This is a genomic window from Variovorax gossypii (assembly GCF_003965815.1).
In the GTDB taxonomy this organism is placed as follows: domain Bacteria; phylum Pseudomonadota; class Gammaproteobacteria; order Burkholderiales; family Burkholderiaceae_C; genus Variovorax; species Variovorax gossypii.
In genome coordinates this window covers 254,010-279,775 of record NZ_RXOE01000005.1, presented here as the reverse complement: position 1 = coordinate 279,775, position 25,766 = coordinate 254,010, and the positions used below count along the sequence as shown (strand labels likewise).

General features: G+C 65.2%; 24 protein-coding genes. 10 read left to right on the top strand and 14 right to left on the bottom strand.

Features of this window, described 5'->3' with window-relative positions:
• The first annotated feature begins 74 nt into the window (after nucleotides 1-74).
• Both EJP69_RS20100 and EJP69_RS20095 read left to right on the top strand, forming a co-directional pair.
• Nucleotides 75-1,070, top strand: coding sequence for a Bug family tripartite tricarboxylate transporter substrate binding protein (locus EJP69_RS20100; RefSeq protein WP_170217189.1), 996 nt, complete (start codon nucleotides 75-77; stop codon nucleotides 1,068-1,070).
• Nucleotides 1,071-1,149: 79 nt separating this feature from the next.
• Nucleotides 1,150-1,872, top strand: coding sequence for an enoyl-CoA hydratase/isomerase family protein (locus tag EJP69_RS20095; protein WP_170217188.1), 723 nt, complete (start codon nucleotides 1,150-1,152; stop codon nucleotides 1,870-1,872).
• A gap of 70 nt (nucleotides 1,873-1,942) precedes the next feature.
• Here the strand turns inward: EJP69_RS20095 and acs are convergent, their stop codons facing one another.
• The 13 genes from acs to EJP69_RS20030 all read right to left on the bottom strand — a co-directional run bounded on the left by acs (nucleotide 1,943) and on the right by EJP69_RS20030 (nucleotide 15,100).
• Complete coding sequence (gene acs / locus EJP69_RS20090; RefSeq protein ID WP_240652247.1) at nucleotides 1,943-3,865, bottom strand: acetate--CoA ligase; 1,923 nt, start codon at nucleotides 3,863-3,865, stop codon at nucleotides 1,943-1,945.
• A gap of 102 nt (nucleotides 3,866-3,967) precedes the next feature.
• Complete coding sequence (locus EJP69_RS20085) at nucleotides 3,968-4,879, bottom strand: ACP S-malonyltransferase (RefSeq protein ID WP_126472249.1); 912 nt, start codon at nucleotides 4,877-4,879, stop codon at nucleotides 3,968-3,970.
• Nucleotides 4,876-5,739 (bottom strand): triphosphoribosyl-dephospho-CoA synthase, encoded by an 864-nt coding sequence (locus EJP69_RS20080; protein ID WP_126472248.1) that lies wholly within the window; start codon nucleotides 5,737-5,739, stop codon nucleotides 4,876-4,878. The genes EJP69_RS20085 and EJP69_RS20080 overlap by 4 nt, the downstream gene beginning before the upstream one ends.
• Nucleotides 5,736-6,419, bottom strand: a complete 684-nt coding sequence (gene mdcG, locus EJP69_RS20075) for a malonate decarboxylase holo-[acyl-carrier-protein] synthase (RefSeq protein WP_126472247.1) — start codon at nucleotides 6,417-6,419, stop codon at nucleotides 5,736-5,738. The genes EJP69_RS20080 and mdcG overlap by 4 nt, the downstream gene beginning before the upstream one ends.
• A gap of 15 nt (nucleotides 6,420-6,434) precedes the next feature.
• Nucleotides 6,435-7,136: a biotin-independent malonate decarboxylase subunit gamma gene (locus tag EJP69_RS20070; RefSeq protein ID WP_126472246.1), complete on the bottom strand. Its 702-nt coding sequence runs from the start codon at nucleotides 7,134-7,136 to the stop codon at nucleotides 6,435-6,437.
• Between the two features lie 14 nt (nucleotides 7,137-7,150).
• On the bottom strand, nucleotides 7,151-8,029 hold the full coding sequence (locus tag EJP69_RS20065) for a biotin-independent malonate decarboxylase subunit beta (protein ID WP_126472245.1): 879 nt from the start codon (nucleotides 8,027-8,029) through the stop codon (nucleotides 7,151-7,153).
• Nucleotides 8,026-8,358 carry a malonate decarboxylase acyl carrier protein gene (gene mdcC, locus EJP69_RS20060; protein WP_126472244.1) on the bottom strand — a complete coding sequence of 111 codons (333 nt, stop codon included), beginning with the start codon at nucleotides 8,356-8,358 and terminating at the stop codon, nucleotides 8,026-8,028. Before mdcC ends, EJP69_RS20065 begins: the two co-directional genes overlap by 4 nt.
• Nucleotides 8,359-8,372: 14 nt before the next feature.
• Nucleotides 8,373-10,055, bottom strand: a complete 1,683-nt coding sequence (mdcA, locus tag EJP69_RS20055; protein WP_126472243.1) for a malonate decarboxylase subunit alpha — start codon at nucleotides 10,053-10,055, stop codon at nucleotides 8,373-8,375.
• A gap of 30 nt (nucleotides 10,056-10,085) precedes the next feature.
• Nucleotides 10,086-11,459 (bottom strand): SLC13 family permease, encoded by a 1,374-nt coding sequence (locus tag EJP69_RS20050; RefSeq protein ID WP_126472242.1) that lies wholly within the window; start codon nucleotides 11,457-11,459, stop codon nucleotides 10,086-10,088.
• Nucleotides 11,460-11,592: 133 nt separating this feature from the next.
• Complete coding sequence (locus EJP69_RS20045) at nucleotides 11,593-12,507, bottom strand: LysR family transcriptional regulator (RefSeq protein ID WP_126472241.1); 915 nt, start codon at nucleotides 12,505-12,507, stop codon at nucleotides 11,593-11,595.
• A 131-nt stretch (nucleotides 12,508-12,638) separates the two neighbouring features.
• Nucleotides 12,639-13,403, bottom strand: coding sequence for a malonate transporter subunit MadM (gene madM, locus EJP69_RS20040; RefSeq protein ID WP_126472240.1), 765 nt, complete (start codon nucleotides 13,401-13,403; stop codon nucleotides 12,639-12,641).
• 5 nt (nucleotides 13,404-13,408) lie between these two features.
• The gene (madL, locus tag EJP69_RS20035) at nucleotides 13,409-13,825 is read right to left on the bottom strand and encodes a malonate transporter subunit MadL (protein ID WP_126472239.1); all 417 of its coding nucleotides are present in this window, start codon (nucleotides 13,823-13,825) and stop codon (nucleotides 13,409-13,411) included.
• Between the two features lie 369 nt (nucleotides 13,826-14,194).
• Nucleotides 14,195-15,100: a LysR family transcriptional regulator gene (locus tag EJP69_RS20030; RefSeq protein WP_206169362.1), complete on the bottom strand. Its 906-nt coding sequence runs from the start codon at nucleotides 15,098-15,100 to the stop codon at nucleotides 14,195-14,197.
• 86 nt (nucleotides 15,101-15,186) lie between these two features.
• Here EJP69_RS20030 and mdlC point away from each other — a divergent pair, with 86 nt between their 5' ends.
• The 5 genes from mdlC to EJP69_RS20005 are packed head-to-tail and all read left to right on the top strand — an operon-like array spanning nucleotide 15,187 to nucleotide 22,068.
• Nucleotides 15,187-16,815: a benzoylformate decarboxylase gene (mdlC, locus tag EJP69_RS20025; RefSeq protein ID WP_240652230.1), complete on the top strand. Its 1,629-nt coding sequence runs from the start codon at nucleotides 15,187-15,189 to the stop codon at nucleotides 16,813-16,815.
• A 46-nt stretch (nucleotides 16,816-16,861) separates the two neighbouring features.
• The gene (locus tag EJP69_RS20020; protein ID WP_126472237.1) at nucleotides 16,862-18,313 is read left to right on the top strand and encodes an aldehyde dehydrogenase; all 1,452 of its coding nucleotides are present in this window, start codon (nucleotides 16,862-16,864) and stop codon (nucleotides 18,311-18,313) included.
• A gap of 25 nt (nucleotides 18,314-18,338) precedes the next feature.
• Complete coding sequence (locus EJP69_RS20015) at nucleotides 18,339-19,307, top strand: Bug family tripartite tricarboxylate transporter substrate binding protein (RefSeq protein ID WP_126472236.1); 969 nt, start codon at nucleotides 18,339-18,341, stop codon at nucleotides 19,305-19,307.
• Nucleotides 19,308-19,359: 52 nt separating this feature from the next.
• Nucleotides 19,360-21,084: an FAD-dependent oxidoreductase gene (locus EJP69_RS20010; RefSeq protein ID WP_240652229.1), complete on the top strand. Its 1,725-nt coding sequence runs from the start codon at nucleotides 19,360-19,362 to the stop codon at nucleotides 21,082-21,084.
• 18 nt (nucleotides 21,085-21,102) lie between these two features.
• A complete protein-coding gene (locus EJP69_RS20005; RefSeq protein ID WP_126472235.1) occupies nucleotides 21,103-22,068 on the top strand; it encodes a Bug family tripartite tricarboxylate transporter substrate binding protein in 966 nt (321 codons plus the stop codon).
• A gap of 118 nt (nucleotides 22,069-22,186) precedes the next feature.
• Here EJP69_RS20005 and EJP69_RS29520 read toward each other — a convergent pair whose 3' ends face one another.
• On the bottom strand, nucleotides 22,187-22,330 hold the full coding sequence (locus EJP69_RS29520; protein WP_170217187.1) for a hypothetical protein: 144 nt from the start codon (nucleotides 22,328-22,330) through the stop codon (nucleotides 22,187-22,189).
• A gap of 215 nt (nucleotides 22,331-22,545) precedes the next feature.
• On the opposite strand from EJP69_RS29520, the gene EJP69_RS20000 reads away from it, so the two are divergent.
• The 3 genes from EJP69_RS20000 (at nucleotide 22,546) to EJP69_RS19990 (ending at nucleotide 25,513) form a co-directional block, all read left to right on the top strand.
• Nucleotides 22,546-23,175 carry a TetR/AcrR family transcriptional regulator gene (locus EJP69_RS20000; protein WP_126472234.1) on the top strand — a complete coding sequence of 210 codons (630 nt, stop codon included), beginning with the start codon at nucleotides 22,546-22,548 and terminating at the stop codon, nucleotides 23,173-23,175.
• The gene (locus EJP69_RS19995) at nucleotides 23,172-23,720 is read left to right on the top strand and encodes a MarR family winged helix-turn-helix transcriptional regulator (protein WP_126472233.1); all 549 of its coding nucleotides are present in this window, start codon (nucleotides 23,172-23,174) and stop codon (nucleotides 23,718-23,720) included. Before EJP69_RS20000 ends, EJP69_RS19995 begins: the two co-directional genes overlap by 4 nt.
• An 83-nt stretch (nucleotides 23,721-23,803) precedes the next feature.
• Nucleotides 23,804-25,513, top strand: coding sequence for a tannase/feruloyl esterase family alpha/beta hydrolase (locus tag EJP69_RS19990; protein ID WP_170217186.1), 1,710 nt, complete (start codon nucleotides 23,804-23,806; stop codon nucleotides 25,511-25,513).
• Nucleotides 25,514-25,766 lie beyond the last annotated feature (253 nt).

Sequence of the window (25,766 nt, the reverse complement as noted above, 5' to 3'; positions counted from 1 at the left end):
CCTCCTTCTTCCCTTTTTTCCTTTTTCTCGCCTCCTCCCATTCATTCATTCACTCATTTGGAAGGAAAGACAACATGACCCGAGCAGAACTCAGTTCATGGTGGCAGTCGGCAGCGGCGGGCGCAACGATGCTGTTGTTCGGCATGTGCTCCCATGCCGCCACGGCCTTCCCTGAGAAGCCGATCACCCTGGTTGTCGGCTTTCCCGCCGGCGGCGGCGTGGACGTGGTCGGCCGCACCATCGCCCAAAGCCTGTCGACGAGGATCAAGACCCCGGTCGTCGTCGACAACAAGGCGGGGGCATCGGGCGCCATCGCCGCGCAGTCGGTAAAGAGGGCCTCCCCCGACGGCTACACGCTGCTCATGGCGCCCACAACCTCCTACGTCATGTCCGAGAAGATGATCGGCGCCGAAGCCGCCGGCTACGAAATCACCAAGGACTTCAAGCCGGTGGCCACCGTCGGCGAGCTGCCGCTGGTGATGCTCGCGTCGAAGCAAAGCGGCATCGCGTCATACACCGACCTGAGCGCGCGAGCCCGGAAGGACCCAGGCAAGCTGGCTTATGGCTCCTCCGGCAACGGCTCGACCGAGCACATCGTCACCGAGTGGTTCAGGCAACAGGCCGGGGTAGACCTGCTGCACGTGCCTTATAGAGGCTCCGCGCCCGCCACGGCCGACCTGTTCTCCGGCGAGATCCAGATCATCGTGACCACCTCGCCCACGGCACTGACCAACCTCGCCACCGGTCGGGTCACCGCGGTGGGTGTCGCCTCCGCGCAGCGGCTGCCCGTGATGCCCGACGTGCCCACTTTCGCGGAGCAGGGCCTTCCACAGTTCGTCGCCGCATCGGTGTACGCCGTGCTCGCGCCGAAGGGAACGCCCGACTCCGTCGTGGCCGCGCTGAATGCGGCCCTGAACGAGGCACTGAACGACGAGGCAACACAGCGTCGATTCGCCCAGCTCGGCGTCCAGACGGTGCACAGCACACCAGCACAGGCGCGCGAACTGCTGCAGAACGAATCGACCAAATGGGAGCGCGTGGTGCAGCCAATCAGAGCCGCGGTGCGCTGAACAGGAACGAACACGGGAACCCTCCATGAACGAAACTCCCTCAACGCCCCGTTGCGTCACCCTCGACATCGCCGCTGCGGTGGCACGCATCACGCTCGATCGCCCGCAGTCCATGAATGCATTCAACCGCGAGCAGCGCGAACTCTTCCGTGAGGCGCTGCTGGCGGCCGACGCCGACGACACGGTCCGCGCCATCGTCATCACCGGCCGCGGCAAAGCCTTCTGCGCGGGGCAGGATCAGCACGAGAGCGCTGCGATGGACGCCGCAGGTTCGGCCGCGCGGATCGACAGTTACCTGGAGTTGTACGAGGTGTTCCGCGCATTGCGCAAGCCCGTCATCGCACGCATCAACGGCGTGGCGGCTGGAGCGGGGCTGCAGATCGCGCTGATGTCTGACCTGCGCATCGCATCGACGCAGGCGCGCTTCGGCATGACCGAGTTCAAGGTCGGTTCGGCGGCGATCGTCGGCAGTGCACTGCTGTGGCCGATCATCGGCGAGGCAGCCATGAAACGACTGGTGCTGCTGGCAGAGATCGTCCCGGCCGGGCCTTCACTCGAGCTTGGTCTGGTGCACGAAGTGGTGGAAGACGAGCGTCTCGACGAACGGGTGGCCGAGGTCTGCGCGCTGATCGCGGGCTGGTCGCCGACCTCGGTGGCGATCACCAAGGCATGGTGGAAGGAGATGGGCGACGAGCTGTTCGTGAAGGCATGCGCCGCGGCGCGGCGCGGACACGCCGCCAATTTCGCTTCAGGCGCTTACTCGGAGGGGGCCAGGAAGTTCACTGAGCGCAAGCGGGCCTGAACCGCACCGGGCCCCTGGGCAATCGCGCGCGACGTTTGACCATCGCCGTGCCACTCGCCGTGGTGTCACGTCAATTGGACTGCGCCAGTTGTTCCAGGATCGCAGGGTTCTCCAACGTGGATGTATCCTGTGCAATGCCCTCCCCCCTCGCTACGGAGCGCAGAAGGCGGCGCATGATCTTGCCGCTGCGTGTCTTTGGCAGGTTGTCGCCAAAGCGGATGTCCTTGGGCTTGGCGATCGGACCAATCTCCTTGGCAACCCAGTTGCGCAGTTCGTTGGCGATCTGCCTGGCTTCGTCGCCGCTGGGACGTGCGCGCTTGAGCACGACAAATGCGCAGATCGCTTCGCCGGTCGTCTCGTCGGGCCGCCCGACTACCGCGGCCTCCGCGACCAGATCGGTACACGAAACCAGCGCCGACTCGATCTCCATCGTCCCCATGCGGTGCCCAGAGACGTTGAGCACATCGTCGATGCGACCGGTGATCGTGAAATAGCCGGTTGCCGGGTCTCGGATGGCGCCGTCGCCCGCGAGGTAGCTGCCCCCGAGCTCCGGCGGGTAGTAACTTGACCGGAAGCGCTCCGGATCGCCCCAGATCGTTCGGATCATGCTGGGCCACGGCTTTCGCACCACCAGGATGCCACCCTGCCCGTCGGGCAACTCCGCGCCGGTTTCATCGACCACAGCTGCCGCGATCCCTGGGAAAGGCAGCGTGCAGGAGCCGGGCACCAGCGGTGTCGCGCCTGGCAGAGGCGTGATCATATGGCCACCGGTCTCGGTCTGCCAGAAGGTGTCGACGATCGGGCAGCGGCCACCACCCACATGCCGGTGGAACCATTCCCAGGCGGCGGGATTGATCGGCTCGCCGACGGTGCCCAGGATACGTAGGCTGGCAAGATCGTAGCGCTGCGGATGCACCTGCTCGTTGCCTTCGGACGCCTTGATCAGCGAGCGGATGGCCGTGGGGGCGGTGTAGAACACAGTGACCCGGTGATCCTGGATCATCTTCCAGAAGCGGCCGGCATCAGGGTAGGTAGGCACCCCCTCGAATACGACCTGAGTCGCACCGAGGGCGAGCGGGCCGTAGGCGATATAGGTGTGCCCGGTGATCCAGCCGATATCGGCAGTGCTCCAGAACACATCGTCCGGGCGCAGGTCGAAGGTCCACTGCGTGGTCAGCGCCGCGTGCAACAGGTAGCCCCCGCTGGAATGCTGGACGCCCTTGGGCTTGCCCGTGGAGCCGGAGGTATAGAGGATGAAAAGCGGATGCTCTGCGCCCACCCATTCGGGCTCGCAATTCTGCGGCTGGCCATCCGTTTCCTCGTGTAGCCAGCGGTCGCGCGACGCATCCCAGGCGATGTCACTGCCGGTGCGCCGGTAGACGAGAACATCCCTCACCGTCTCGCATCCGCCCAGCGCAATGGCTTCATCGACGATGGCCTTGAGCGGCAGGCGCTTGCCGCCGCGCAGTTGCTCATCGGCCGTCACGACCATCACCGCACCCGCATCCTGGATGCGGTCGCGCAGGCTCTGTGCGGAGAAGCCCCCGAACACCACCGAATGGGTGGCCCCGATCCGCGCGCAAGCCTGCATGGCGACGATGCCCTCGATACTCATGGACATGTAGATGACAACGCGGTCGCCCTTGCTCACGCCACGCGCCTTCAAGGCGTTGGCAAGGCGACAGGTGCGCGCCAGGAGCTCCCGGTAGTCGATCCGAGTCACCTGGCCGTCGTCGGCCTCGAAAACGAGGGCTGTCTTCCCGCCCAGCCCTCGCTCGACCTGGCGGTCCAGGCAGTTGTAGGACACGTTGAGCATCCCGTCTGCAAACCACTTGAAGAAAGGAGCCTGACTGTCGTCCAGACCAACAGTGAAATCCGACTTCCAGCTCACGAACTGGCGTGCCAGCCGCGACCAGTAGCCGCTGTAGTCGGCTTCGGCCTCGGCCACCAGGCTCCGGTAGGCCTCCATTCCGGCCACGTGCGCGCCCTTCATGTCAGGAGGCGGAATGGGACTGCTCTTTCTTGCTTCGTTTGCACTCACGATGATCTCCATTTGTCTGCTCAGCGGTTTGAAAGAAGTCGTCTCGCGATTGATTCATCGGTCGGAGTAGCTTTCGAGCCAGCCGACGACGGCCGCGACGCTGCGGAAGTCATCGCAGGAACGGGCGGGAATCGAGGGGCAATGTCGGTTCCAGATGCGGGCAAGCGCCTGGCCTGGGCCAACCTCCAATACGCAGCGAACCTGTCGCGCCACAATGTTTTCCATACATTCGTCCCAGCGGACTGTGCCTGCGATCTGCGTGGCCAGCGCAGCCCCTGCGGACTCTGCATCGCGGATGCGGTCCGCCGCGTTGCTGAACAGAGGCACCTGCGGCGAACGTAATAGCACCCCGCCAAGTGCCTGCGCAAAGCCTTGTGCCGCCTCACGCATCCACGGTGTGTGAGAAGCAACATTGACACGAAGACGCGTGCACTGCGCACCCTCGTCCGAGGCAATGCGCTGCGCGTATGCCAGCGCAGCCACCGGGCCGCCGAGGACCACGCTTTCCGCCCCGTTGCGGATCGCAACGGCCAATCCGCTTTCCGTCAACAGCCGTGAGAGTCTTGAATCTGGCAGACCGTTGATGGCCAGAAGGCCACCCGGTACGCGTGCCGCGCACTCGTCCATGGCCTCGGCGCGCTGTTGAGCCAGCGCCAACGCCGCCTTTGCATCCATCACGCCGGCCGCGCTGAAGGCTGCAAGCTCCCCGACGCTGTAGCCCGCGATGGCGGCGGGCCGCGCCACCTTTGGCGCAAGTTGGGCCCAAGCTGCCGATGCAAGTCCAGTCAACAAGACCTGCGCGTTGTCGTTGCGCTCGGCCCAGGTCGAATCCGCCATCGCCTGGCGCCAGTCCTCGACGCCCAGGCGCTGGCTCATGTCGTGCACGACGGCATCGTCGTCGGCCAACCACGGCAGCATTGCGGCGTGCTGGGTGCCTTGCCCGGAAAACAGCAAGGCGAAACTCATAGGTCCGCACACACGCGAGAGATCAGGCAAGCGGCCGCCAGGGTGTCCGCCGCGCCGCCCGGCGAGAGACGTCGCAAGACAAAGTCGTCGGCGATGGCCTTTGCCTTCTGAATGCCCTCAGGCTGGGCCGCACCGCCCTCCTCCACATATCGCCGCGCAGCCCGCTGGGCATGGCACAGCCCCTCCAGGCCTCCACGATGAGCCAGGTTGCAATCGTCCAGGACCGCCATGACGTGGAACAGCGTGTCTAGCCGTGCCTGTTGTGGGGTCAAGCCGCGGTGTAAAGCCGAGCGCAGCGCAGGGACGGCCGTGTCGAAGAGCACGGGAAATCCCATCGCGGCCTCTTCGGAAGCACTTCGCAGGCCGTGCCGTCGAGCGGTGATGCCCCCCGGCAGCGTGGAAGTCCGCATCGCCCGAACTGAAAGCGCGCCGCCCCAGCACCGCACCAATGCTTCGCGAAGCTGCGCCGGATGAGATACGCCGCCTCGTTCGCGCACGACAGCACCAGCCGACGCACACAGAAGGCCGAGCATGAAGATCGAACCCCGATGAGTGTTGATGCCAACCGTGGCCGCAAGCATTCGCGCCTCGGCGTCGATGCCACAGCGCTCCAGCACCGCAAAGCCCGCCCCCTGAAACCCCGCAGCAGCAATCTCGGCAAAGTAGTGCCGCAGTGCGAAAAGGCTGCGCATGAAGGTGTGCCCATCCATGTCGTCGTGGCTTCCGCTATCGGTCAGGGTCACCAAGCCCGGCTTGGGCGCCAGCGACAGCTCGTCGTACAGCGCGAGCGTGGCAGCGCGCCCTATCGCCGCGGTCGGCAGTTTCGCGGGCGCCCTCTCTTGTCGCGCGACCGCTGTCATGACACGGCTTCCACCGAACCGCGACGCCCACACCAGAGCGCGTCGCGCTGAAGACTCACGCCGTCCAACTGCTTGACCAGCACCGCCTGCGCACGCCCTGCGCGCCAGGCTCTCCATTCGCGCCACGCGACAGCTGCACCATTGCCGAATATGAGTTCGCCGTCCAGCCGAGGTGAGGTATCACCGTAGCAATGAAGCAAGTCCGCAATGGCATCCGCATGTTCTGCCCCTTCCACCGGGACTGCCAGATCCAGATCTGACCCCGCCTGTACATGGTCACAGCCGCTGATCGCCTGCCAGCCGTAGCTGCCGAAAACGCGCGCTGGCGCTTCGTATTGCTCGAGTTCCTCCGTCAACCGATGCATCGGTCCGTACGCGTGAGATGGCAGCGTTCCGAGCAGCTCGCCCAGATAGGGAAAATCGCAGAGCTCCAGCAGTTCTTCACCCTGCACTCGCACGGCGAGCTTTCGGCATCCCCAGCGCGAAGGCGCCGACAGGCCGAGCGCGACGCTGCCATGGACGGTCGAGTCCGTCGCCTGGCGCGTCACAACCAATGGCAGTCCTCTCGCAGCCCAATGGGCCAGGCACTCGCGGGCCTGCGTGTCCCACTGCCGCTCCAGGATGACGCACCAGCCGCCTCGCGTGAGCTTGACGAGCTGGTGACGGCGCAGGTCGACCATGGTGCGCGTGCCTTCTCAGTCCGCCAACAGGACGCGTTCGATGACGTCCGCTGCAAGCCGGCGGCCACCTCGTTGCGCGCCGTCCTGCGCTCGCAGGTCCTGGCTCGGCGAGCTCGCGAGCGCATCGCGCAGCGCGCCCTTGAGGTCGCCCTGCCACACGGACCGCACCCCGCCCATGGCCACATAGTTCTGCACGCCTGGTGCGAACACCGGGTTCGATTGCGACAGCAAGCGAAGTTTGTCCTCGGGCAGCTTGGTGACGCGCGCCATCGCGGGAATCCGCATCACGCGGATCTCGGCTTCCGGCAAGGCGTAGCAGGCATCGGCGATCAGGCCCGAAGTGATGAAGCCACCGGACAGAGCTTGGTCGTAGACCAGTCCGATCACGCGATGACCACGGCGCCTTGCGAGGTCAATGGCCGTGCCGAGATGCGCCATCGCGCGATTGATGCCGAGCAGTTCGTCACGCCTGCGCAACTGCTGGCCCTGGGTGTCGATCAGCAGCAGGATCGGCCGGCCGGCGTGTTGCGCGATCGTGTCGAGCACCACGCGTGCTTGCGCAAGCGCGAGTTCTACGCCGATCGGCGCATGATGGATCGTACCGATCACCGTGATCGGCTCGCCATCGAATATCACCTCACCCTGGAGGAAATCACCGGCTGCGCGCATACCGTGATAAGGCCCGAAGAGCTGGGTGACGAGAGAATTCCATTGCATCTGATGTTCCTCGGTCATTGGTTGCGCAACGCACGTACGGCGTCCAATGCAAGATCGGGCACCGCCTGTGCATTGGCGACGCCGAGCGCGCGCCAAAGGAACGTGGCGTCATCGCCGCCGGCGTCTTCGGCGGGCAGGATGTGGAGACGCTGCACGAGCAGGTCGTGCTCCTTTTCCAATGCATCCAGGGTCAATGGCTGCGCCTTGTCCAATGCAGCAATCGCCGCCTCTCGGAATGCGGTGACATCGTCCTCGACCAGCGCGTCGCAATCGCCAGTCAGCCAACGGTGCTTGCCGCCGGTGGTGCGCCAGACCAGCGCGCGGTCGCGCGAATCGAATTCCTCCACGCCGTGCGAGGCCTCTATCACCTCGGGCCCCGACATCGCCAGTCGGCCGACATCACTCATCACGATGTGGTCGGCGCAGCGCGCCACTATGCCCATGCCGCCGAAACAACCGTTGGAGCCCCCAATCAGGACGACGACAGGGATGCCGGTGCTACGGACATCGAGCACCGCACGCATCACCTCCGACACCGCGATCAGCCCCGCATTGGCCTCGTGCAGTCGCACGCCGCCCGACTCAGCCAGAAGGAGCACGGCCGCCGGCCGGTCGCGCTGCGCCCGCCGCAAGAGCCCGACAAGCTTGGCGCCATGCACCTCACCGACACCACCGCCCATGAACGCCCCCTCCTGCGCCGCGACGAATACGGTCCGGTCGGCCAGCGTCGCGCGGCCGATGACCACGCCGTCGTCAAAGGCGCAGGGCACGCCGAGTTGCGCCAGATGCGGACTGGTGACCCGCTCGACCGGCGGCACCCACTCCTTGAAACTGTCCGCATCGAGCAGCTGCGCCAGCCGTTCGCGCGCCGAGCATTCGGCATAGCTGATCATGTCCGGCCTCCTTTGATTTCGGCCACGGCTTGGTCCAGGCGCAGACTCACCACTGCAGGCGTCGCCCCCATGTCGTTGATCGAAACGCGCACGCCGGCCAAAGGATGGCGGCCGTGGAAGTCGTTCATCACGGCCCGCCAGATCGAGCCGAAGCCGCGCGCCGAGGTCTCCACCCGCACGATGCAATCTCGACCAACGGCTGGCTCGAGCATTACCTCGAGATTGCCGGAGCCGACCACACCGACCAGCACTGGCGAGAAAGTGCCGGCCGGCCGGCCTCCGGAAAAAGAAAAGTCCAGGGTCTCGAGCCCTGCGGGAACGTCGCTCATCGTCGAATCTCCGGCTACCAATTTCTGAAACGCTTGGGCGGCTGGTACAGGCCGTCCGAAGCTCGTACCAGGTCGCGCATGCTGCGTGCGGCCAGCAAGTTGCGCGTGGCTTGGCGAGGATCGATGCCGAGGTCCTCCGGTCGGCGAATCACGCCGCGGTCACGCAGGTTCTCCACCATGCGCTGGTCGCGGGCCAGGCCCACGGCGGTGTACCCTGCCACGCCGCGGATCGCCTGCTCGCGTTCAGCGTCGCTGCGGCACAGCAGCAGGTTGGCGATGCCCTCTTCGGTCAGGATGTGCGAGACATCCTCGCCATAGATCATGATTGGCGGCAGTTCCATGCCTGCCCGCTCCTGCAGCGTCCAGGCATCGAGCCGCTCAACGAAGGCCGGCTGCATGTGCTCGCGGAAGGTTTCGACCATCTGCACGACCAACTTCTGCCCCCGCGGTGTGCCTGCCGCGCCACCACGTCCGGCGCGCGCTTCGCGTCCGGCCTTGAGCCACGCGGGGCTGGCATGGCGACGTCCGCGCGCGTCAGCCCCCATGTTGGGGGCGCCCCCGAAACCGGCGATGCGATCCAACGTCGCGGTCGAGCTGTTGCCGTCCAGGTCGATCTGCAGGGTCGATCCGATGAACATGTCGCACGCGTAGTGGCCCGCCGCCTGGCAGAAGGCGCGGTTGCTGCGCAGGCTGCCATCGGGACCGGTAAAGAACACATCAGAGCGCGCCCGGATGTAGTCCTCCATGCCCAGTTCGGAACCGAAGGAGTGCACCGACTCGACCCAGCCCGCCTCGATGGCGGGAATCAGCGCCGGATGGGGATTCAGTGCCCAGTGCCTGCCAATCTTTCCCTTCAGGCCCAGCGATTCGCCATAGGTGGGCAGCAGCAACTCGATGGCCGCCGTGTCGAAGCCGATGCCGTGGTTCAAGCGCTGCACGCCATACTCGGCGTAGATGCCCTTGATCGCCATCATGGCCATCAGTATCTGAATTTCGCTGATCTGCGCAGGATCTCGCGTGAACAACGGTTCGATGACGTTGGGCCTCGGGGCCTTCACCACGAAGTGGACCCAGTCGGCGGGAATGTCGACGCGCGGCAGTGTCACCGTCTTTCCGTCAACCCATTCGTTCACCTGTGCGATCACGATGCCACCCGAGAATGCCGTGGCCTCAACGATCGCCGGCGTGTCCTCCGTGTTGGGGCCGGTGTAGAGATTGCCCTGGGCGTCCGCAGCTTGCGCCGCAACCAGAGCGACCTTGGGAGTCAGGTCGACGAAGTAGCGCGAGAACAACTCGAGGTATGTATGGATGGCGCCGATCTCGATGCGCCCGCCGGACACCAGCTTGGCCAGACGTGCACCTTGGGGCCCGGAGAAGCTGAGATCAAGCCGCGCAGCAACGCCGTTCTCGAAGATGTCCAGGTGCTCCGGCAGCGCCAGTACCGACTGAACCATATGCAGCCCGTGCACGCGCTGCGGGTCGAGCGTCACCAGCGCCTGCGCGAGAAAGTCCGCCTGCTTCTGGTTGTTGCCTTCGAGGCAGACGCGGTCGCCGGGCGAGAGCACCGCGTCGAGCAGCTTGCCGACGGCGTCAGTTTCGACCCGCTTGCCGGTAAGGCGCGAGCCAAGCGCCTCGGCGGCGCGCACCAGCCGGGCGGCGCGATCAGCGGCTTTGAGATTCCATGACATAGGGTTCATGCATTGCCTGCAATTGGAGGTAGCTGGCGCCTAGAGCACCACGAAGAGAAACCACACGACCACCGGAGCGACCAACGTCACGATGGCGCCGTACACCATCAACTGCCTGAAGAACACGTCGCGGTCCACACCCTTCGCATTGGCAAGCACCAAGGCTCCGTTGGTCGAGAACGGACTGACGTCGACGATGGTCGAGGAGATCGCCATGGCCGCGATGAAGCCGATTGCGCTGACGGCGTTGTCGCCCTGCAGAAAGGGCACCCCCAGCGGAATCAGCGAGCCGAGCACGGCTGTGGACGAAGCAAAGGCCGACACCACAGCGCCGACGAAACACAACAGCAGGGCCGCCATCAGCGGGGACGTCAGACCCGCCACGCTGTGACCGACGAAGTCGATCGTCCCCATCTTTTCCATCACACCTACATAGGTGCTCACGCCGACGATCAGCATGATCTCGGGCCAGGACACCTGTCCCAAGGCACGCTTTTGCAGGTTGGGTGCCATGAGCGTGAGCAGCAAACCGATAGTGATTGAGACAAAGCCGATGTCCTGCTTGAAGAACAGCGTGAGCCCAGCCAGTGCAAGCAGTCCGAGCACGGTGGCGATCTGGTAGAGCCGCATCCCATTGGCGGCGCCCCCCTCCTGTAACGGCGCCATCAATGAACCTTCTCCCGAGGTAGCGATGCGCCGCTCCTCTGCGAACGACTCTGCCTCCGCGTCGCCGTAGACCTGCGCGCCCGCCTGCCCGTGCGCGACCGGACGTAGCGGCGGCACACGCCCCTCGGAGTCGGCCTTCTGACGCACCAGCTTCATCCCACCCATCAGGAAGAACAGCAGCAGGGACACCGCAAGGTTGACGCCCAGGCTCGCCAGCATGGTCGTCGTCTCGCTCAGAGGCAGGCCGGCCCTGGCGACGATCTTGTTGGTGATGCCGCCGTAGATGCTGATCGGCGAGAAGCCGCCACCTTGAGCGCCATGGACGACCATGAGGCCCATGAGCAGCGGGTTGATGCCGTACCTCGCGGCGAATCCGAGCGCAATGGGCGCGATGATTGCCACGGCAGCGGGGCTGACGGCTCCTACTGAGGTGAGCAAGGCCGCGATGGCGAACATGATCCAGGGAATGGCTGCGATGCGTCCACGCACCGCCTTGACCGCCAGTTTCACAAGCCAGTCGATCGTGCCGTTGTTCTGGGCCAATGCAAACAGGTAGGTGATACCAGCCAGCGTGAGGAAAAGATCCGCGGGGAAGCCTGCAATGATCGCCTTGGCATTCATGGCGGCCACCAGCGTCCCGACCAGGAATGCGCCGACAAAGGCGATCACACCCATGTTGATCGGCAATACCGTGGCAAGCACGAACATGCCGATCAACGCATAGATCGATATCCAGTGAGAACTCATCCGATCGTCTCCAGAGGTTTTATGGGTGCGCACTGTGTCCGTGCATCTGGGGACGAACGGTACGCGCCCCCTCTGGAGCGATCAATGAAGCGAGCAGTTCGATCGTTACGCCAAGCGAAACGTTCGCAGGGCTCTAGCGCAATTCGGCTTTGGTCATGCGGCACACCGAAAGCAGCATCAGCAGGTTCGGGTCGCGCTCGCGCGTTCGAAGAAAGTTGAGCGAAATGGTCTGTCGCATCAAGTATTTGGTCTGCAGCGGAATCAGCTGCACCTTCTGCGGCATGACGCTGCGAACACGTCCCGGCAGCAACGTGTAGCCCATCCCCCCGCTCACCAGATTCATCAGCGAGAAGATGTCGCCAGTCTTCATGACGACGTTCGGTGAGAAGCCCGCGACACGAAATGCATCCACGAACCCGCTGTAAGTGACAAAACCCTCCGTCAATGTGACGAAGCGTTCACCTGCACAACTCGCCAAATCGATGCGCTCCATTGCCGCATAGTGGGAGCCCACCGGCGCCGCGAAATAGATGTCGTCCTCGAAAATCGGCTCGGATTCGACATCAACTGCGTTATCGGGAGTCCCCATCAATGCTGCATCGATGGCGCCGTCACGCAGCTTCTGCAGCAGGTCGGCGTTCGAACCGAGGATGAGTTCGGCCTGAATGTCGGGCTTGCGCAGCTTGATGCCCATCACCAGCGCGGGGATCGTGCGGTTGGTCAGCGAATAGAGCGAGCCGATGCGAATGTGGTCGGATGAATATCCGGCCACTTCACGCGTGGAGCGTACGCCATCCGCCATGGAGCGAAGCACCTCGCGCGCGACCTCGGCCAGCGCGTGGGCCGCCTCGGTCGGATGCAGATTGCGCCCCTCGTGCCGGAACAGGGAGCAGCGCAACCCCGACTCCAGCGCATGCAGGGCCCGGTGGATGCTGACCGCACTGGTCTCGAGCTTCTCAGCCGTACGGGCCAGGTTGCCGGTCTCCATGAAGACCAGAAGAATCTCGAGCCTGCGAAAGGTTATGTCTTCGTCGATGTGGAGGTGCATGATCAGACCGGAGATGGAGGCGAATCGTAAGGCAGACCGCATGTCCCCTCAATCGATACCCCCGTCTCTGAACAGCCCGAGGACGGTCCCTGCTGGACCTTTGTCGCAGCGCAATTCAACGCCTGAGGACATCAGCCCATGAGGGCTCTGATGGTGAAGAACAGCACCGAAGGCCCCATCAGGCAGCCCAGCCCCGTATGAAAGGTTGCGATCAGTGCCCCGTAGGGTACGAGTTTGCGGTCGGTGGCGGCGAGTCCGGCCGATACACCACTGACTGTGCCCGCCAGCCCGCCAAACACCATCGCGGAACGCGGCGTCTTCAATGCGAGAAACCGGGCTGCCATCGGCGTGCCCACCATGACGATGATCGCCTTGACCAGGCCCGTTGCGATGCTCAGTGCCATGACGTCCGGCGTCGCCCCAATGGCCGCACCCGTGACTGGACCAACGATGTAGGTGATGGCACCCGCGCCGATCGTGGTCATGCTGACCGGATCCGAGTAGCCGAAGCCGTACGCGATGCTTGCGCCCACGATGAAAGGCAGAACGGTGCCCAGCATCAGCGAAACCGCTCCGATCAGTCCGGCTTTGCGCGCTTCGGTGGCCTGCACTTCGAAGGCCGTGGCGACGATCGCGAAATCGCGCAGCATGGCACCGCCCATGAGGCCGATGCCGCTGAACAGGGAAAGATCCGCCAGCCCCTTGTGGCCGCCTGTGTGAACGCCGCCCCAATAGGCAAGCCCCAATCCAATGACGATGGCGATGGCCGAACCATGCACGCGGCCGAAGGTCAAGCGCTTGGAAATCTGCCCGGAAACGAGCACGATCAAGCCAACCACTGCGAAGGCGGCGATGAGCTCGTTGTGCACCGCCGCCTTCTGAAGAATTTCGAGCATGGCCCTTACTCCGTATCGGTGAGCAGAGGGTTGTCATGCCGCATGGACTCGGAAGCTGACGACTCGGCTTGCCGTTCGGTGCGGTTAATCGCCGCGATCACGATGGCACAAACAGCCACCGCCGCCAACGCCGAAAGCAGGGCCACAGGGCCGCCGCGCAAGGCGGCCACCATATCCTGTTGCGCGGCCATCGCCACGACGACCGGGATGTACATCGCCCCCCAGTACTCCACACCGAGCTCCGTCAGTTTGGGCAACTTGTCGTTCTTCTGCATGTAGAGGCGCGCAAAGATCAGCAGCAACATCGCGATGCCAACACCTCCGACGTTGGTCTTGACACCGAGCGCCTGCCCCAGGAGGTCGCCGATGAAAATACCCAGTAGATGGCAAACAGCCAGCAGCGCGGTGCCGAAGATGATCATGGCCTTGTCTCTTGGTGGTGTGCCCCGCGAAGACGGGACCTCTTTTCTCTGGGGGTGTACGGTATCGGCGCCCTCCTCTGCGATCAATTAATGATCGGGCGTGACGATTACGCTTGGCGGAACGATTGAGGCTGAATTCGGTCAGCTGGTATTCAGGCTAGCTTCCGATGCCTTGGGGCCAGCGGGCCTGCAAGATGAGCATATGGAGTGCCGCCTGTAGGACATTGAACGCTCAGTCCCACGGTCCACAGCAGACCAACCTGAAACCTGGCGGAATCAACTCTGCTCGTCGCAGCATGATTCCCGCGCTTCGTTCCGGCCGCAGCGCTTGACAGAGGCGACGGCTTGACCAACGACCTGCCTGCAGGATCAGCGTCCCTTGTCCTCGAACAGCCCGACAAACAATCGCCGTATCCATTGCAGAGCAGGGTCCGCCTCGAACCGGCGGCTCCAGTGCATTGACACCGTGAACATGCTGCGGGGTAGGTCCGCGGGCAGCAATGCGTAGCGCTTCGCATCCAGGAAGCGGCGCGCGATCGCCTGAGGCATCACCACGGCGAGGTCCGTGCGCGCGATGATGGCGGGCAGCGCCATGAAGTGTGCCGAGGTCAATACGAGACGACCGTCGAGACCCAACTGCTGGAGGATGCGCAGGGTTTCGGAATGCGAACGCACAGCCACGTACTCCAGCTTCCGAAGATCCTGGATCGTCGTCTTGCCCTTCGCGGCGGAAGCCATCGGGTGCCCGGCGCGCACCACCACCGCGTAGCGATCGCGCAGCAGCTCGACGCGTTCCGTACCGCTGATCGAGGGCAGGAAGCCGAGTGCGAAGTGGATGGCCCCGGTCTCCAGCGCATCGGCGATCTCCCCGTGCGGCAGTGGCGTCGTATGCACCCGGATGCCGGGAGCCGCCGGGTGCAGCGCCGCCATCAGCTCGGGCAGAAGCCTCGCTTCCCCGATGTCGTTCATGTGCATCCGCAGGGTCATCTTCGAATGCGAGGGATCGAAGGTGTCCTCCTCCTTGAGAACGTCCTGGATGGCGGTGAGGGACGGCTGCACCACGCCTGCCAGGCGCTCGGCTCGCAACGTCGGTCGCATGCGGCCATGCGCACGCACGAAGAGAGCGTCGCCGAGTGTCAGCCGCAGGCGCGTCAGCCCCTGACTCGCTGCCGGCTGCGACAGCCCCAGTGCTTCGGCCGCGAGACTGACGCTGCCCAGGCGATAGACGGCCTCGAACAGGCGCAGCAGGTTCAGGTCCAGCGACTCTCTATTCATCCAATGCATTCTGACTTAGTCAGTTCATTGTATTGATGAATACGACGCCGCTCGTGACACTGCCCTCAACCAACCAAGGAGCAGCAATGAATCGACGCGTCGAGTTCCACTCGATGAAGACAGCGACGGCGAATGGCACTGTGTCGGTGCGGGAGGCAGTTTTCGGGCTGCTTCGCGCGTTCGGCATGACCACCGTCTTCGGCAACCCAGGCTCGACGGAGCTGCCGCTGTTCATGGACTTCCCGGACGACTTCCGCTACGTGCTCGGACTGCAGGAGTGCGTGGTCGTCGGCATGGCCGACGGCTACGCGCAGGCGACGCACAACGCCGCATTCGTCAATCTTCATTCGGCAGCCGGCGTCGGTCACGCGATGGGCAACATCTTCACGGCCCATCGCAACCAGACGCCGCTGGTCATCACCGCGGGCCAGCAGGCGCGTTCGATCCTCCCCTTCGAGCCCTTCCTCGGGTCCACGCAGGCTCCCGAACTGCCGAGGCCGTACGTGAAATGGAGCGTCGAGCCGGCACGCGCCGAGGACGTGCCCCTGGCCATCGCGCGTGCCTATTACATCGCGATGACGCCGCCGCGCGGCCCCGTGCTGGTGTCGATTCCATCGGACGACTGGGGCGTGCAGACCCTGCCGGTCGACGCCCGCGAAGTCAGCCGCCATCTGCGCGCCGATCCAGACCTGCTCGCGCGGGTGGCAGCCGCACTCGATGGCGCCCGTGCGCCGGCCTTCGTTGTGGGCGCGGCGGTCGACCGCGACGGTGCCTGGAACGAGGTCGTGCAGTTGGCCGAGCGTCACAACGGGCGCGTCTATGTCGCACCGATGTCGGGCCGCTGCAGCTTCCCGGAGGACCATCCGCTGTGGGCAGGCTTCCTGCCGCCCATGCGCGAGCGCATCGTCGAGCGGCTTGTCGGGCACGACGTGGTCTTCGCTGTCGGCGCGCCGGCCTTCACCTACCACGTCGAGGGCCACGGCCCCCATCTGCCGGAGGGCACGCAGCTGGTGCAACTGACCGACGACCCGCAGGTCGCGGCACGGGCTCCAACGGGGACTTCCGTCGTCAGCAGCATTCGCCTCGGATTGCTGGACCTGCTCACGCTGAGTGCGCCGCCACGGCGGGTGATGCCGCCGCGCCGCGCGAGGCCGCCACGCGTGGCCGACCCCGCCCCGGGCGAGCGGCTTCCGGTCGCGTGGGTGCTGCAGACGCTGAACGACCTGCGTGCGCGCGACAGCATCGTGGTCGAGGAGGCACCGAGTGCGCGGCCCGTCATGCACGACCACCTCCCTATCTTCGAGTCGCAGACCTTCTACACGATGTGCAGCGGCGGCCTGGGCTACGGCCTCCCCGCAGCTGTGGGCGTAGCGATGGGCAGGCCGGGCGCGAAAGTCATCGGCCTGATCGGCGACGGCTCCGCGATGTATGCGATTCAGGCCCTGTGGAGTGCCGCGCAGATGGCCCTGCCGGTGGCGATCGTGATCCTGAAGAACCGGCGCTACGCGGCGCTGCACGAGTTCGCCCGGATCTTCGGCTACCGCCCGGGTGAGCAGGTGCCAGGCACCGAGCTGCCCGACCTGGATTTCGTGGCACTCGCGGCCGCCCAGGGCATGCGGGGCCTGCGCGTCGAGCGCGCCGAGCAGCTGCGACCGGCGCTCTCGCAAGCACTGCAGGCGACCCGGCCCGTGCTCGTCGAGGTCGAGGTGGCCTGAGTCCACCGACTTTTTTCTTCCATAACTTCCTAGGAGACAACAAGCCATGGGCACGATATCCATGTTGATCAACGGCGAGGCCCGCCGGGCCAGCCACGGCGCCACCTTCGAGCGCCGCAATCCACTCGACGGCACGATCGCGACCACTGCACCGGCCGCCACGGCGGCCGATGCAGTGGCGGCGGTCGAGGCCGCCGCCGCGGCCTTCCCTGCCTGGTCCCAAACCGGCCCCGGCGAGCGCCGCGCATTGCTGCTGAAGGCGGCGCACGCCCTCGAGGCCAAGGCGCAGGCGTTGAGCGCTGCGATGGCCTCGGAAACAGGTGCCGCAGCCCCCTGGGCCGGCTTCAACGTGCACCTGGCGGCGGGCATGCTGCAGGAGGCCGCCGGCATCACCACCCAGATCGGCGGCGAGGTCATTCCCTCCGACATTCCCGGCAACCTGGCCATGGGCGTGCGCCGTCCGGCCGGCGTGGTGCTGGGCATCGCGCCGTGGAACGCACCCGTGATCCTCGGGGTGCGCGCCATCGCCACGCCGCTGGCCTGCGGCAACACCGTGGTGTTCAAGGGCTCGGAGCTCAGCCCTGCGACCCACGGGCTCATCGTCGAGGCGTTCCGGGACGCGGGCTTCCCGCCGGGCGTCGTCAATTTCGTGACCAACGCGCCGGCCGATGCGGCCGAAGTGGTCGAGGCGATCGTGGCCCACCCGGCGTTGCGCCGGGTGAACTTCACCGGCTCGACCCGTGTCGGCCGGCTGATCGCGCAGACCTGCGCGAAGTACCTCAAGCCCGCCGTGCTGGAGCTGGGCGGCAAGGCGCCGCTGGTGGTGCTCGATGATGCCGACCTCGACGCCGCCGTGAACGGCGCCGCCTTCGGTGCCTTCGCCAACAGCGGCCAGATCTGTATGAGCACCGAACGCATCGTCGTCGACCGCCGCATCGCCGATGCCTTCGTCGACAGGCTGGCCGCCAAGGCGACGAAGCTGCCGCTGGGCGATCCGCGCGAGGGTGTCGTGGTACTGGGTTCCGTCGTCGACGCAAGCACCGTCGAGCGCTGCAATGCGTTGATCGACGACGCGCTCGCCAAGGGAGCGAAGCTCGTGTGCGGCGGCAAGGCCGAGAACACGCTGATGCCCGCGACGCTGCTCGACCATGTGACACCGCAGATGCGCATCTACCACGAAGAAAGCTTCGGACCGGTGAAGCCGGTGGTGCGCGTCGATGGCGTCGACGAAGCGGTGCGGGTGGCCAACGACAACCCGTACGGGCTGTCGGCCGCCGTGTTCGGGCGCGACATCGCTCGTGCCTGGGCGGTGGCCAACCGCATCGACTCCGGCATCTGCCACGTGAACGGCCCGACCGTGCACGATGAAGCGCAGATGCCCTTTGGCGGGGTGAAGGACTCGGGCTACGGCCGCTTCGGTGGCCGCGCCGGCATCGAGGCCTTCACCGAACTGCGGTGGATCACGGTGCAGACCACCGAGCGCCACTATCCGTTCTGAGCAGCCGGTCTGGAGAACAACAACCATGAAGAAACTCCTGCTGAAGGTCGCGGCACTCTCGCTCGGCCTGTGCGCATGTGCCATCTCGCAGGCCGAGGACTGGCCGAAGCAGCCCCTCAAGATCGTCGTCAACTTCGCGGCCGGCGGGGCCGCGGACCAGCTTGCCCGCGTGGTCGGCGCACCGCTGCAACAGGCGCTGGGCCAACCCGTGGTGATCGACAACAAGGGCGGCGCGGGCGGCAACCTCGGCGGAGAACTCGTCGCCAAGTCGGCACCGGATGGCTACACGCTGCTGATGAGCTCCGGCGGGATGGTGTCGATCAATCCGCACATCTACGCCAGGATGCCTTTCGATCCGGCGAAGGACCTGGTTCCAGTGGCCGCGGTGGCGCGCGTCCCGTTCTACCTGGTGGTTCGCAGCGACAACCCCGCGAAGAGCTTCAAGGACCTGATCGCGGACCTCAAGGCGAACCCGGGCAAGCGCGCGTTCGGCTCGCCGGGCAACGGCAGCTCACCACATCTGGCCGCGGAGATGATGACCGGCCAGACCGGGACATCCGCGGTGCACGTGCCCTACAAGGGCGCGGCCCCGGCACTGACGGATCTGCTGGGCGGCCAGATCGACTTCCTGTTCGATCCCGGCATCGCGATCCAGTATGTCAAGACGGGCAAGCTGCGCATGCTGGCGGTGGCCAGCCTGAGGCGCTCGCCGCTCGTGCCCGACGTGCCGACCCTGGACGAACTCGGGCTCAAGGGCTTCGATGCCGATGCCGTCTTCGGTCTCTACGCCCCCGCCGGCACCCCACCGACCGTCATCAAGCGGATCAATGCGGAGGTCAATCGCGCGCTCGAGTCGCCTGCGGTGCGCTCGCGCATCGAGATCCTCGGCAACGTGCCAGAGCCGCTCACGCCGGCCGCGTTCGGCGAGAAGGGCGTGGCCGACTTCAAGCGCTTCGGCGCGGTGATCAAGGAGCGCGGCATCCGCGCGGACTGATGGGGCCATCCGCGATGCATCGGCCCTCTTTCGAACCCAAGGAGAACAGACAGTGACAGACGCCCTTCGGCTTGAAGAAGGCACACGACAACCGGTGATCGAGACGGACGTCCTGGTCGCGGGCGGCGGCCCCTGCGGGCTGATGCTCGCCAACGAGCTCGGCCGACGCGGTATCCGCTGCATGGTGGTCGACGCCAAACCAGGCACCGCGTTCAATCCGCAGGCCAACGCGACGCAGGCGCGCACGATGGAGCACTTCAGGCGCCTGGGCTTCGCGCAGGAGATCCGTGCGCTCGGCCTGCCGCCCAACCACCCGACGGACATCGCCTACCTGACCCGGTTCGCACACCGCGAGCTGGCCCGCATCCGCCTGCCGACGGCCGCGCAGGCCATCGTCGACGTCAAGACGATGAGGGGCTCATGGAGCGCTGCCGAGCTGCCGCACCGTGTGTCGCAGAAGTTCGTGGAAGCCACCATGCGCCGCCATGCACAGAGGTGGCCGTCGACGGACGTGCGATACGGCTGGAAGCTGGAAAGCTTCAGCGACGAAGGCGAGTCGGTTCGCGCCACCGTGCAGCCGACCGCGGGCGGCGCACTCCAGCACGTGGTCGCGAAGTTCCTGGTTGGCGCCGACGGGGCGCGCAGCTTCGTGCGACAGCAACTGGGCATCGACTGGGGTGGCGTGACCGGCATCCAGCGCGAGTTCATGGGCGGCAAGATGTTCGCGATCTACCTTCGCGCGCCGAGCCTTCTGTCGGTGCTGCGACATCCCAGGGCCTGGATGTACGTGATGGTCAATCACCAGCGGCGCGCCTTCATGGCCTCGGTGGACGGCGTGGCCGAATATGCGTTCCATGCGGCGCTGCGACCCGGGGAAGATGCCGACGGGTGGAGCGAAGCCGATGCGCGACGCGTCTTCGCCGAAGCCATCGGCGCCGAGGTTCCGATGGAGATCCTGTCCATGGGCACCTGGCTCGCCGGGCACGCGCTGGTGGCGCGCCGTTTTCAGCAAGGACGTGTCTTCATCGCAGGAGATGCCGCCCACCTGTTCACGCCCACCGGCGGACTGGGCTACAACACCGCGGTCGAGGATGCCGTGAACCTGGCCTGGAAACTGGCGAGCGTGGTGCGTGGGCAGGCACCGCTTTCCCTGCTGGAGAGCTACGAAGCCGAACGCAGACCCTTGGCCGAACGCAACACCGGCTACGCCATGCGATTCGCGGACTCGGTGGGACTCTTCCAGGCGGGCGCCGAGTTGGAGGAGGACTCGCCAGGAGGTGATGCCGAGCGCGAGCGCGCAAGACATCACTTCAATGAGCATGCAAGGCTGGAATTCAACATCCCTGGGGTGACGTTCGGGGGGCGCTACGACACCTCGCCGATCATCGCGCACGACGGCACCGCCCTGCCCCCCGACGAACCCAACAGCTACACGCCCACCGCAAGCCCCGGCGGCCGTCCCCCGCACGCTTGGCTCGATGACGGACGCTCGCTGTTCGATCTGTTCCACATCGAGTGGACCCTGCTGGCGCTCGGTCCGAATCCTCCCTCCACTTCGGAGTTCGAGGACGCCGCGCGGACTCTCGCGATCGACCTTCGCGTCGTGCACGTGGCACAGCCTTCGGTGCACGCGCTTTATGAAGCACCGCTCGCACTCATCCGCCCCGACCAGATCGTGGCCTGGCGTGGCGCGACGACGCACGGTGCGGCGGATGTTCTCTCGCGCGCCACAGGCTACCTGGCAAATGCCGGCGAGCAGCTAGCAACGACAGACTGACAGAAAGCAAGACAGAAGATGAAGAATCTCCCCTCCCCGTTTCGTTGGCTCTCGCTCATCGCCATGCTCTGGGCGATGCCTCACCTGGCCATCGCGCAGAACTGGCCCACCAAGCCGGTGCGCCTGGTCGCTTCGTTTCCGCCCGGCACCCCGGGCGACGTCATCGCCCGGTTGATCCAGCCCGCACTTCAAACCGTATGGAGCCAGCCGGTGATCGTCGAGAACAAGCCCGGCGCAGGCGGGAACCTCGCTGCCGGAGAGGTCGCCCAATCCAAGGACGAGCACACCTTGCTGGTCGGGCCAGACACCGTGCTCACCATCAATCCGCACCTCTACAAGAGGCTGGGTTTCGACCTTCGGACATCGCTCAAGCCCGTCACCTATTTCGCGAGCTTCAACCAGGTGCTTGTCTGCAATCCGGCCACGGAGATCGTGTCGCTGCAGAAGTTCTCGCAGTTGCCGGCCTCGCGGACCTACGCATCGGGCGGGGCGGGAACGCCCAGCCACATGACGATGGAGATGCTGCAATCGACGCTCGGCACCAAGCTCACGCACGTCCCCTATCGGGGACCCGGGCCGGCTGCGCTGGACATCATGGGCGGCAACGTGGACTGCGGCTTCATCGTCGCGTCTGTGGTCCTGCCGCACATCCAGAGCGGCCGGCTGCGCGCGATCGCCGTTTCCGGCAAGGAAAGATCGGCCTTGCTGCCGGCCGTGCCAACGGTGGCCGAGAGCGGCCATCCCGGCTTCGACGCGACCTTCTTCGAGACCTTGATGGCGCCCGCCGGTCTTCCTGCACCCGTCGTGGAGAGGATCCAACGTGACGTCCGTACTGCCCTGCAGACGACCGCCATCCGGAGCCGGCTGGCGGAGATGGACCTGCGTGTGGAAGCCAACTCATCGCAGGATGCACTGAGTCGCAGCCGGGAGGACTTCGCCAAGTGGGGAACCATCGCACAGAAGACCAAGCTGCAACTGGATTGAGGGCACAAGGTCCGCACGCGCAACCGCAGACATCAAAAGTTCCCCCGGATGGAGTTCCTGCTGGCCGCAACTAACGGGCGCCCTTCCCAAGATCGTGAGGGGCCCAGCCATCCCGCTATCAGATCGAAAACAGTCTTTTCAGCAGAACGAGCACGCCGAACAATCCGGCCAGCAACAAAAAATAGGCCAATGGCGCGCCCGCCATCGTCTCCCACCATTTTGGCGGACCCGAGGGGCTTGGCGATTTCTTCCTCAGAGCCATCTTCGACTCCTTTTCAACACTCGCCAAGGGCCGCGACGAAGGTCAGGCCGTAGGCTAAAGGGGGAGCGCATTGCGATTCTCCTGGGGAAAGACGCAGTGCCGATATGGGACGCGTCGGCATTTTAAATAGACAGAACTGTACTTAAATGTATTCAGACACTGGCGAGCTGTCAATTAAAATGGTCAGACGTGTATAGAAATAAGCAGGGCACGGTATGCGGGTAAAGACCGAAGCGAAGCGCGACGCCATCGTCCAGGTGGCATCGGAAGTCTTCAGGGAGTTGGGATTCGAGGGCGCCTCGATGGTGGAGATCGCCGCGCGCGTGGGCGGCTCGAGGGCAACGCTCTATGGCTACTTCCCTTCCAAGGAGGAGTTGTTCGTCGCGGTGATCCTCAGCTCGGCGAAGAGCCACTTCGATCCGATCTTCGAGGCACTGGGCCAGGAAGCGGACGACGACCTCGAACGGGTGCTGCAGCGCTTCGGAGAGAAGGTCCTGGCGGTGGTTTGCTCGCAGGAGGTCATCGAGGCGCAGCGGGCGGTGATTGCCGAGTCCGGTCGCAGCGACATCGGGCGGCTCTTCTACGAGGGCGGTCCCAGGCAGGGGCTCACCGCGATGGCCGGTTTCCTTGAACAGCAGATGCGCAAGGGCCGGCTGCGAACGGCCGACCCGACGGTGGCGGCACACCACCTGAGGGCGCTGCTGGATTCGGAGACCGTCAAGCCGCGGCTGCTGGGCATCCAGGGGCCCATGACCCGCAAGGAACTGCGCGAGGCGGCGCAGCGAGCCCTGCAAGTCTTCCTTGGCGGCTATGCCGCAAGCGGCGGCAGTGCGACGCGCGCGTGACCAACGAGACGCTTGCCGAGGGCGCCGGGACGCTCACGATGTCTGGGCAGGGGTCATGCAAGACACAGTCGCCGTTGGCCGATGCGCCAATCTACGACGTCGAGGCGGACTTGAGCCTTCTGATCCGCAGGATCCTGTCGTTGGCAAGCTTGACCGTGAACACTCGACTGCGGGACGTTGACGGGCCTACGGAGTCCCAGTGGCGGCCACTGCACCATCTGCTACTGAATGGCCCGCTGCGGGTGGTCGAGCTGGCGCGATTCTGCGAGGTCGATTCGGCCGGCATGACTCGGCTGATCGATCGACTGGAACGTAAGGGGCTGTGCCGCCGGCAACGTTCGCCCTTGGACCGGCGCGTCGTCGAAGTTTTTCTCACCGAGCGCGGCGCTGCGTCTGCTCGGGAGGTCGCGCCGGTGTTGGAGGGCGTGCAAGCCGATCTGCTTGCGAGCTTCAGCGAAGATCAAAAAAACGAGGTGCGCCATCTGCTCGCGCGCGTTGCACACGTTGCGCAGGCCAATTCCCAGATATCGCGCATCAAAGCATAGACAGCGAGGGCCACTGCATGTCTGTGTACATTGGCGCTGTGGCTACGACGGCTGGTTGTGTATTGAAGGAATCTGGAGACACCATGAATCACGTCAATATTCGGACGTTTTCTTGCGTTAGCTTCGCGCTGCTTGCCTTGGCCTTGTCGGCGTGCGGCACAGTTCCGAACGCCGACCGGCTCGCTGGCTCCTGCGCCGGCCTCGCACACCATGCCATCACACCGGGCGCAACGGGATTGCCCAGCGGCAAGGCTTCGGTCACATCGGCTGTTCTCATATCGGCCTCGGCCGCAACCGTCAACGACGGGGCGTTCGCGCCAGCTCTTCCGCAGTTCTGCAAGGTCAGCGGAACCATCGCATCTCGCGACCCCGCAGCACAGCCGATCAACTTCCAGCTGAATCTGCCGACCACCTGGAACGGCAAGGCCGTCCAGTACGGGGGCGGAGGTTTCAATGGGGTGCTGATCACCGGGCTGGCTCCTCTGCGAGACGCGGCGCCGGACGATGCTCTCCCGGTTGCGCGGGGCTATGCGACCTTCGGCCACGACTCCGGCCACCAGGCCTCAGCGTTTCCCGCTGGTGAGCCCGGCGCCTTCGCGCTGAATGACGAGATGCTCGAGAACTTCGCCTTCGCCTCGTACAAGAAGGTGAGAGATGTGGCTGTGGACGTCATGAGCGCGTACTACGCGCGTCGACCGCAACGCATGTACTACTTCGGCGGTTCCGAAGGGGGACGGGAAGGGCTGACGATGGCACAGAGGTTTCCAGCCGACTACGACGGGATTGTCAGCGTCGTTCCCGTGATCAACTGGACCGGCCTTTTCCATGCTTTCGTGCGAAACCAGGTACTGCAACAGGAGGACTGGCTGCAAGCCGGAAAGACGGCGCTTATCGCCAAGGCCACCTCCGATGCTTGCGATGCGCTCGACGGCCTCGCGGATGGCGTCGTGAACAACTACATGGGGTGCCAGGGCCGGGTGGATCTTCAACACCTGCGCTGCCCCGGCGGCAGCGACGCGGGCGTGCACTGTCTTTCCGACGCCGAGTTGCGCCTGATGCGAGCCATCCACTCTCCCTACGTATTTCCTTTCACCATCGCCAACGGTCTCACGACGTATCCCCAATGGCTCTACGGGCACGAGGACAGCCTCGACGGCTCCTCCGCTGTCAACATGGTGCGCTGGGTCACCGGCTCGGCGCCACCCGCTGGGCCGCCTGACGCAGTACGCAATGCCACCCAGTGGATCTATGGAAGCAGCTGGATCCGCTATGGGATCGCGCGCGACAAGAACTACGACGTGCGTCGCTATCGTCCCGAGGATTTCCGCGAGCGGGTACAGGCAACCTCGGCGCTGATGGACTCCACGAACCCTGACCTCTCGGCTTTCTTCGCGCGCGGCGGCAAGCTGATCCTTCGAGAGAACGCGGCGGATCGCGCTCAGAGTGCGTTCATGGGCATCCAGTATCACGATGCGCTCGTGGCGCGCCTGGGCGCAGCGGCAGTCGAACGATCGGTGCGGCTGTACGTCTCGCCCGGGTCGACGCACTCCGGCAATTCGCGCGCGGTGGCGGGCGGGCCGGCAGTGCCGACGATGGTAGACCTGCTGGATCCGCTGGACCGGTGGGTCAGTGCTGGAGATGCGCCCGCGAATGCGCTGGTGCAGGTGGTGAAGGCGCCCCTCCCGCCGTTTGCAATTCAGGCCTCGCGCCCCATGTGCCGCTATCCCGGCTACCCCCACTACATCGGCGGTGACCGTGCACAGGCGTCCAGCTACGAGTGCCGGCACTCTTGAATAACGGTGAAGAGGTTTCGAACTCCGTTCGCCCAGCCAGCGCAAGGTGATTTGCGCACGCCATCTTGAATGCGCTGCCGTGTCAGTACCTTGGGGCCCATGTGGAGGTGAATTGCGTCGCCGCGTAAGCGCCTCGGGCTGCAGCAACGCGTTTGTAGTATCAGCTGATCCAGTTCGCCGGCGCGCGATCGTCGGTGTCGACGGCACGTCAGACAGCGCCGATTCAGGCCGGCGCGGGGATCCTGAAAGATCA